The organism is Arthrobacter sp. FW306-1B-F12A (assembly GCF_058781865.1).
The window spans coordinates 1-6,556 of the sequence record NZ_JBYSXD010000066.1; the positions used below are offsets into that span (position 1 = coordinate 1).

Here is a 6,556-nt window from a genome sequence, read left to right on the forward strand (position 1 = left end):
TCGCACTCACCTATCGCGGCGGAGCCGTTCTCCGGGCAGTCAGCATCTGGCTAGCCGCTTTAGGAGACACGCCCTAGCCGTCGGCCGAAATTGCGGCTCCATCGGAGCTCGCCGTTAGGGTGAGGCATGAGCGATAAGGGCAAGAGCTCCGACCGTTCTTAGCGCACCGTGCCTGAATGCACGACGGCGGGGCGTTCAGTGCCGGAGCCACCACCAGGAAGGAATCCAATGACTGAAAGCAACAATTCGCCGAGCAAACGCACGATGTCGGCGATGTGGTCCGACGGCCTTGGCCGGGCAGGGATCCGTTCAGGGCAGATGCTCCTGGTCATCACCCTGGCATCGGTGATTGTGTGGGCGATGACCAGCGTTCCGCTCGTCATGATCCCGGTCACAATCGCGCTCATTCTTGCCTCGGCAATTTCGCCTCTTGTGCGTTGGCTGACTGCGCACCGGTGGCCCCGGGCCCTCGCCGTCGCAGCGTCGTTCGTGGGGATCCTTGCAGTCTTCGGCGGAGTCATCACCGGAATCGTCTTTCTTATCAGGGCGCAATCCAAGGAGCTTGCCGTGAAATTCACTGCCGGCATCGAGCAACTGCACCAATTCCTGAATAACGGCCCCTTCAAAGTCAGCGACGAGCAGCTCCGATCCGTGGCCGATTCCATCCAGCGCTTCTTCACGAGCAGTAGCTTCGGCGCCGAAGCGCTGACCGGCGCGCGGACGGTCGCTGAAATCCTGGCCGGCTTGGTTCTTATGGTGGTGATCCTGTTCTTCTTCCTCAAGGACGGCGAGAAGATCAGGAACTTCCTCTTCGGATTCCTTCCCGCGGCTCACCGCGGAAAGGCCCACCTGGCCGCGGAACGAAGCGCCGTCGTTCTGGGAGGATACGTCCGCGGCACGGCTCTGATCGCAGCAGTGAACGGCGTGATCATAGGAACAATGCTGGCCATCCTCGGCGTCCCGCTTGCCCTGCCTCTGGGCGTTTTTGTGTTTATCGGCGGGTTCATTCCCATCGTTGGTTCCACCGCTGCGGGTACCCTCGCCGTGGGTGTCGCCTTGATCTCGAACGGTCCGGTGACATCGCTCATCGTCCTCGCTGTCCTCATCGCGGCCAACCAGCTTGAGCACCATTTCCTCCAGCCCGTTTTGATGGGCAAGGTGCTGAGCATCCACGGACTGGCCATTTTGCTCGCCTTGGCCATTGGCACGATGCTCGCAGGCATTATCGGGGCCTTGTTAGCCGTGCCGACTGCCGCCGTCGCGTGGACTGCCATCAAGACGTGGACCGGGCGCGGAGACACGGCGCCCGCCGGGATCGGCCCCGCCGACGGAACCGCGGCCTGAAAAGGACTCACACAGCCACAGCCCGATCCTAGGGCGGCACCCGGTCTTACGCTTGCGCTAGGAGCTCCTCGCGCAGTTGCTCCAGGTGGGACGGTTGTTCTGCCAGGGCCCGCGTGGTCGGCGGGGGACTGGGTGCCCGAACGCCCGCGAGGGGGTCGTCGGTGCGGGGGACGGCGAGTCTCAAGGCCCCGCCGACGTCGGGTGCCGCGGCATCGCGGCGGGTGAGGGCCGGCAGGTTCCAACGATGTTCGATGGTCGCAAGGATGCTCGTGTGATCGAGCGGGACAGCGCCGGAGGCCCGAAAGACGGTGCCGGCGGGGATGAGCGGACTGATCAGCACGGTAGGCACCCGCACCCCGAAGCGGGTGAAATCGAAACCGAATTCCCCCGCGGCGTCGTCCGGCGGTGTCGCGCCCCATGGCGGGGCGACGTGGTCGTAGCAGCCCCCGTGTTCGTCATACGTGATGATGAGCAGCGTGGAGTCCCAAGCTGGCCCATCGCGAACGGCGCGATAGACGTCGAGAAGGAATTGCTCACCGAGAGCGACGTTGTAGTTGGGATGTTCGCTGTTGCCCGTCGAGGACCAGGACGGCTCAAGGAAAGCGTATGCAGGGAGCTTCCCTGCTGCCGCGTCGGATTGGAAGTTCGCGAACAGGCCAATGTTCGACGGCGGGGCGTGCCGGGTGTCGTCGAAGTCGAGTTTCGTCAGGGGCGACTTGGTTTCGCCGTAGATCTTCCACGGGATGCCGTGGTTGCCCAGGTGCCCAAAGATGCTCGGCACGGTGAACCGCTTGGCCTTGTCATCCAAGTTGCCCTGGCTGGTGCCGGCGCAGGCGAAGGCCCGGTTAGGCATCGTCATCGTCGGAGCGGACGCGAACCAGGCGTCGCAGACGGCGAATCCCTTCGCCATCGCCGACAACACCGGCAGCGTCTGCGGGGTGAAGCAGCCCATGATCATGTGCTCGCTTGTTTCAGGCACCACGTGCCAGCCCTTGGCGAGGTTGTCCTTAATGGCGCCGGCGTAGTTGCCCACAAAACCGGTCATCGAAGGAAGAGCCCCCGCCTTCGGCGCGCCGGCGCTCCCATAGAGCTGGGCGTTCGTTGCCTGGTACCCCTCTCCGGGGTCGGCGCCCGGCATGAAGTAGAGGTCGGGGGTCGAGGGAGTCAGCTGATAGACCGTCACCGGACTGCCGTCGGATGCGGGGCAGGACTCAGTGCCGGTCAGGCCCTCGAACGGGTCCCCCGAAGGCGAAACATTGCCGGAATCGGCATAGAGGTATCCGAGCATGTGATCGAATGAGCGGTTTTCAAGCATCAAGACGACGATGTGCTCGACGGCGTTAAGACCAGTTGCCGCCACGGTGACCATCCCCTTCGGAAAGAGTTCCTGTCCGTGCTGAACAGTCTCCCACGCCGCTGTCCCGGTGGATATGCCTTCGACCCGGTGCGGCTCAGCCGGGAATAGTGGCCATGACGCGTTCGCCGTTGAAGTATTCGAGATGCCAGCCGTCAACGGGATGGTGGTGGGCAAGGTTGAGCACGGCGTTGTCGATGCTTTGCAGAGTGCGGCCCACCGCACGGCCGAGGCTCACGCGGAGGAGCGTTCCGTGGGCGACCACCAGGACGCGGCGGCCGTTGAACTCCTTGGCCAGCGCTTCCAGCGCAGCCAAGCCGCGGGAGGCTGCCTTGTCCTCGCTTTCCGCGCCGCGGAAACCGCCGGGGATGCGCAGGGCGTCCAATTCAGGTCCTGCCTGCAGGCCCTCGGCAGGTCCAAAACGGCGCTCAGTGAGCTCCGGCACGCGCCGGTCCACGGTGAGTCCCAGCCCTGCGGCGATCAGCTCGGCGGTCTCCGCAGCCCGGCTCAGCGGCGACGAAACGATGGCGTCCCACTCGTAGGCGGACAGGACGCCGACGGCGTCGCGCGCCTGGCCGCGGCCGACGTCGTTCAGCGGTATGTCGGTGGATCCCTGCAGCCGGCGCTGGGCATTCCAGTCTGTCTGGCCGTGGCGTACGAGGGCGAAGGTAGTGAGGGGCATGCCTTCCATTCTGCCCTGAACCCAATCCGCGGACAGCCAACGCCCATGCTTCGGACGGTCTTCGTCCTGCAGGTGAACGCGGCATGAAGCTTCGGTCAACAGGTGCCTCGAAACCCGGAAAACCTGTCCGAACGGCCGGCCGGCCTCTATACGGTGGACGCATGAAAGCCTCCCTCAAGCGTCGCAGTGCCCTCACTGGCGGACTCATTCTGGCCGTCTCTTCAGCGCTCCTCACCCCGGTGGGCCCCACCCATGCGGACGATGTGCGCTCAAATAGCAACAGCACGGACCAGGCTTCCCACCTCAACCTTGGCGCCGCAGACCTCCCTGAGAATCGGACCGTGACAACCCTCGCTCCGGGCGTCACGCTCACCAAAATCAGCAGGGGAGGGACTGACTCTTCGCTCTTCTGGACAGCCGAAGTGGCGATTCCCTCTGATTCGCCGGATCCGGATGCTCCGACGTCGGCGCTCTCGAGCCAAGCCACAGCGCAGCGCACAGCCGACAAGCTCAAGGCCGCCAGCGTCGATGCCCGCGTTGAACATGTCCAGTCGCCGCAGCTTGCCGACGCCGGAGGCGATCTGGGCTTCCGGGTCCGTGCCGGCCACTTTGCCGCACAGGCCGACGGTGCCTCCGTCGTCGCGAAGATCAAGGCCGCCGGTTTCGCGTCCTCAGTGATCCATACCGGTTGGGACGGGGACTCCGGGACCAGCACAAAGACGCGCGGACCGTGGAATCTTGATGTCATCACCATCGACCCCCGGAAGTACGACGGCCAGCTAGCCGCATCATTCGGCCCGGACCTGGAGAATCGGGAGACGACCAGCCAGCTGGCCGCGGACGACCACGCCATCGCCGCCGTCAACGCAGGCTTCTTCGTCTTCGACCCGAAGGCCGGCGCCGAAGGTGACCCCGCCGGCGTCGGTGTGTACGGCGGCAGGATTCTCAGCGAAGCCGTGGCGGACCGCCCGGCCCTCGTCATTGACGGAAAGAAGAATGCCAGCAGTATCCAGCGATTGACTTGGTCAGGGAAGATCGCCTCCCCTGCCGGAGAAGCCGCTCTGGACGGCATCGACCGGGTACCCGGGCTGATCCGAAACTGTGGCGGCGCCAACGACTTGCCTATCTCAGGTCCGCTCCAGGACGTCACCTGCACGAACTCAAATGAGCTCGTCACGTTCACCCCGGAGTTCGGGCCGGCCACGCCTGCCGGTCCGGGTCTTGAAGTGACCGTGGACAGCAAAGACACAGTGACTTCCGTCGCCGAAACCCGTGGCGCGGCCGTGCCTGCGGGCGGACACACCATCCAGGCCACCGGAACAGACGTCGCCAGGCTCCGCGCGCTCGCTCCCTTAGGCGCGAAGCTGAAGATCGACGCCGGATTGCTCGGCCAGGATGGGAAGCCCTTGCACACCGACAAGGCCACGAGCGTCGTGAACGGCGGCCCGCTGCTCGTCAAGGACGGCAGCGTGGACGTCACCGCCCGGCATGACGGCATGGTGCACCCGAACGACGGAAACAGCTTCTACTACGGTTGGGTCCACAAGCGGAACCCCCGGACCTTCGCCGGTACCGACGCTCAGGGCAGGACCATGCTCGTCACCGCGGACGGACGCTCGACTGCCTCCCTGGGATTGAGCTTGAAGGAAGAGGCTGACGTCGCGGTGTCGCTCGGCATGGTCCAGGCCATGAACCTCGACGGCGGCGGCTCAACAACGGCCGTTGCCGAAGGAAGAGTCCAGAACAGCCCGTCGGGCGGTTCGGAACGCGCGGTTGGGGATGCGCTCCTGGTACTTCCCGCCCGCAAGGACGACCAGTAGGGCAGAGGACGTCCCAGGGGAACCAGCTAGATCCAGTCCCGTTTCTTGAACGCCAGGTACAGGAAGATTGAGCCGCCGGCCATGAGCGCGCAGGATAGCCAGAGCCCATAGTCGCTCTGGAAGCCGAAGAAGGGCACGTTCTGCCCGAAGAAGCCCGTCACGGCAGTCGGGACGGCGATGATCGCAGCCCAGCTGGTGACCTTCTTCATGACGAGGTTCATCTGGTTCCCCTGGATGCTGATGTGGGTTTCCAGGATGGTGGTGACCAGGTCGCGGAGCGATTCCGTCCATTCCGAGGCACGCAGCACATGGTCGTAGACGTCCTGCAGGAAGGGCTGCATCGCAGGGCTGCAGCCGACCAGGTCTTCGCGCCGGAGCAGGGTGTTGAGGACTTCACGCATGGGCAGGACGACGCGGCGGAGCCGGACGAGGTTCTTGCGGAGTTCGAACGTCTTCCGCTGTAGGTCATGGTCGGGGGAGTGGTCGTCGAAAAGCGACTCTTCGAGGGCGTCGATGTAGCCATCGAGTTCCTGGACGGCGTCGAAATGCCCGTCGACGATCATGTCCAACAGGCCCCAGAAGAGGAAGGGCACCCCGTGTTGGGCGAGGTCGGTTTCCGAGTCCCAGTGCGCCGTCAGCTCGTCGGTGTCGAACTCCGGCCCGTGTACAGTCACCAGGGCGTTATGGGCCACGAATGCCGAGACCTCGACGACGGTCAGCTCGCCGGTGCCAGGCTTTAGAGCCGCTTGGTAAGCCGAGAGGAAAAGGTGGTTCGGGTACCGGTCCAGTTTGGGGCGCTGGAAGTCGTGGACGGCGTCCTCGACGGCGAGGCGGTGAAGCCCATACACGGTTTCGACGCCGAGCAGGTCATCCGCCGTCGGGTCCGTGTAGTCGATCCACAGGACCACATCGTCCTGGCGGGCCAGGGCTTCGATCTCGTGGGCCCGGACATCGTCGCGTTCGAGTTTGCCTTCGCGGTATAGCCGTATGAACACCATCCGCCCCATGGTACGGGACCCGTATCCGTGCTCCCTGAGTGTCAAGGCTTCCCGGCCGGGACGTGCCTTTGCCGCAGTTCCGTCCCTACAATTTAAGTGCGGCCTCGCGGTGTCCCGCCGCGGGCCGCCGACAAAGGAGAGCCATCATGGGTTGGGGTGAGAGGATCCATCACGCTGCCGGTAAATTCCACGGCAAGGCCACGGAAGCGGCCGGCGAAGCCACCGGCAATGACCGGCTGAAGGCTGAGGGCAAGTCCCGTCAGGTCAGGGCCGATCTGAAGCTGGCAGGTGAAAAGATCAAAGGCGCCTTCAGGAAACACTAGTCCACCGACGCCGACAGCAGGGGGGGGGGGGGGGG

At 64.7% G+C, this 6,556-nt stretch carries 6 protein-coding genes; 3 read left to right on the top strand and 3 right to left on the bottom strand.

Features of this window, described 5'->3' with window-relative positions:
- Positions 1-228 precede the first annotated feature (228 nt).
- Entirely contained in the window at positions 229-1,344 is a 1,116-nt protein-coding gene (locus tag AC3WJU_RS20855; protein ID WP_307053391.1) for an AI-2E family transporter, read from the top strand.
- Between the two features lie 46 nt (positions 1,345-1,390).
- Here AC3WJU_RS20855 and AC3WJU_RS20860 read toward each other — a convergent pair whose 3' ends face one another.
- Complete coding sequence (locus tag AC3WJU_RS20860) at positions 1,391-2,704, bottom strand: alkaline phosphatase family protein (RefSeq protein ID WP_492260738.1); 1,314 nt, start codon at positions 2,702-2,704, stop codon at positions 1,391-1,393.
- 91 nt (positions 2,705-2,795) lie between these two features.
- Positions 2,796-3,380 carry a histidine phosphatase family protein gene (locus tag AC3WJU_RS20865; protein ID WP_284989100.1) on the bottom strand — a complete coding sequence of 195 codons (585 nt, stop codon included), beginning with the start codon at positions 3,378-3,380 and terminating at the stop codon, positions 2,796-2,798.
- A 161-nt stretch (positions 3,381-3,541) separates the two neighbouring features.
- Between AC3WJU_RS20865 and AC3WJU_RS20870 the strand changes: the two genes are divergently transcribed.
- Positions 3,542-5,200 carry a phosphodiester glycosidase family protein gene (locus AC3WJU_RS20870; protein ID WP_492260739.1) on the top strand — a complete coding sequence of 553 codons (1,659 nt, stop codon included), beginning with the start codon at positions 3,542-3,544 and terminating at the stop codon, positions 5,198-5,200.
- A gap of 26 nt (positions 5,201-5,226) precedes the next feature.
- On the opposite strand, the gene AC3WJU_RS20875 is transcribed toward AC3WJU_RS20870, so the two are convergent.
- Positions 5,227-6,198, bottom strand: a complete 972-nt coding sequence (locus AC3WJU_RS20875; protein WP_492260740.1) for a magnesium transporter CorA family protein — start codon at positions 6,196-6,198, stop codon at positions 5,227-5,229.
- A gap of 146 nt (positions 6,199-6,344) precedes the next feature.
- Between AC3WJU_RS20875 and AC3WJU_RS20880 the strand changes: the two genes are divergently transcribed.
- A complete protein-coding gene (locus tag AC3WJU_RS20880; protein ID WP_059389945.1) occupies positions 6,345-6,521 on the top strand; it encodes a CsbD family protein in 177 nt (58 codons plus the stop codon).
- Positions 6,522-6,556 lie beyond the last annotated feature (35 nt).

What these genes read in the sequence shown, in the direction of transcription:
- AC3WJU_RS20855 (WP_307053391.1), top strand. Translation starts at nt 229, where the DNA reads ATGACTGAAAGCAACAATTCGCCGAGCAAACGCACGATGTCGGCGATG.
- AC3WJU_RS20865 (WP_284989100.1), bottom strand. Translation starts at nt 3,380, where the DNA reads ATGCCCCTCACTACCTTCGCCCTCGTACGCCACGGCCAGACAGACTGG.
- AC3WJU_RS20870 (WP_492260739.1), top strand. Translation starts at nt 3,542, where the DNA reads ATGAAAGCCTCCCTCAAGCGTCGCAGTGCCCTCACTGGCGGACTCATT.
- AC3WJU_RS20875 (WP_492260740.1), bottom strand. Translation starts at nt 6,198, where the DNA reads ATGGTGTTCATACGGCTATACCGCGAAGGCAAACTCGAACGCGACGAT.
- AC3WJU_RS20880 (WP_059389945.1), top strand. Translation starts at nt 6,345, where the DNA reads ATGGGTTGGGGTGAGAGGATCCATCACGCTGCCGGTAAATTCCACGGC.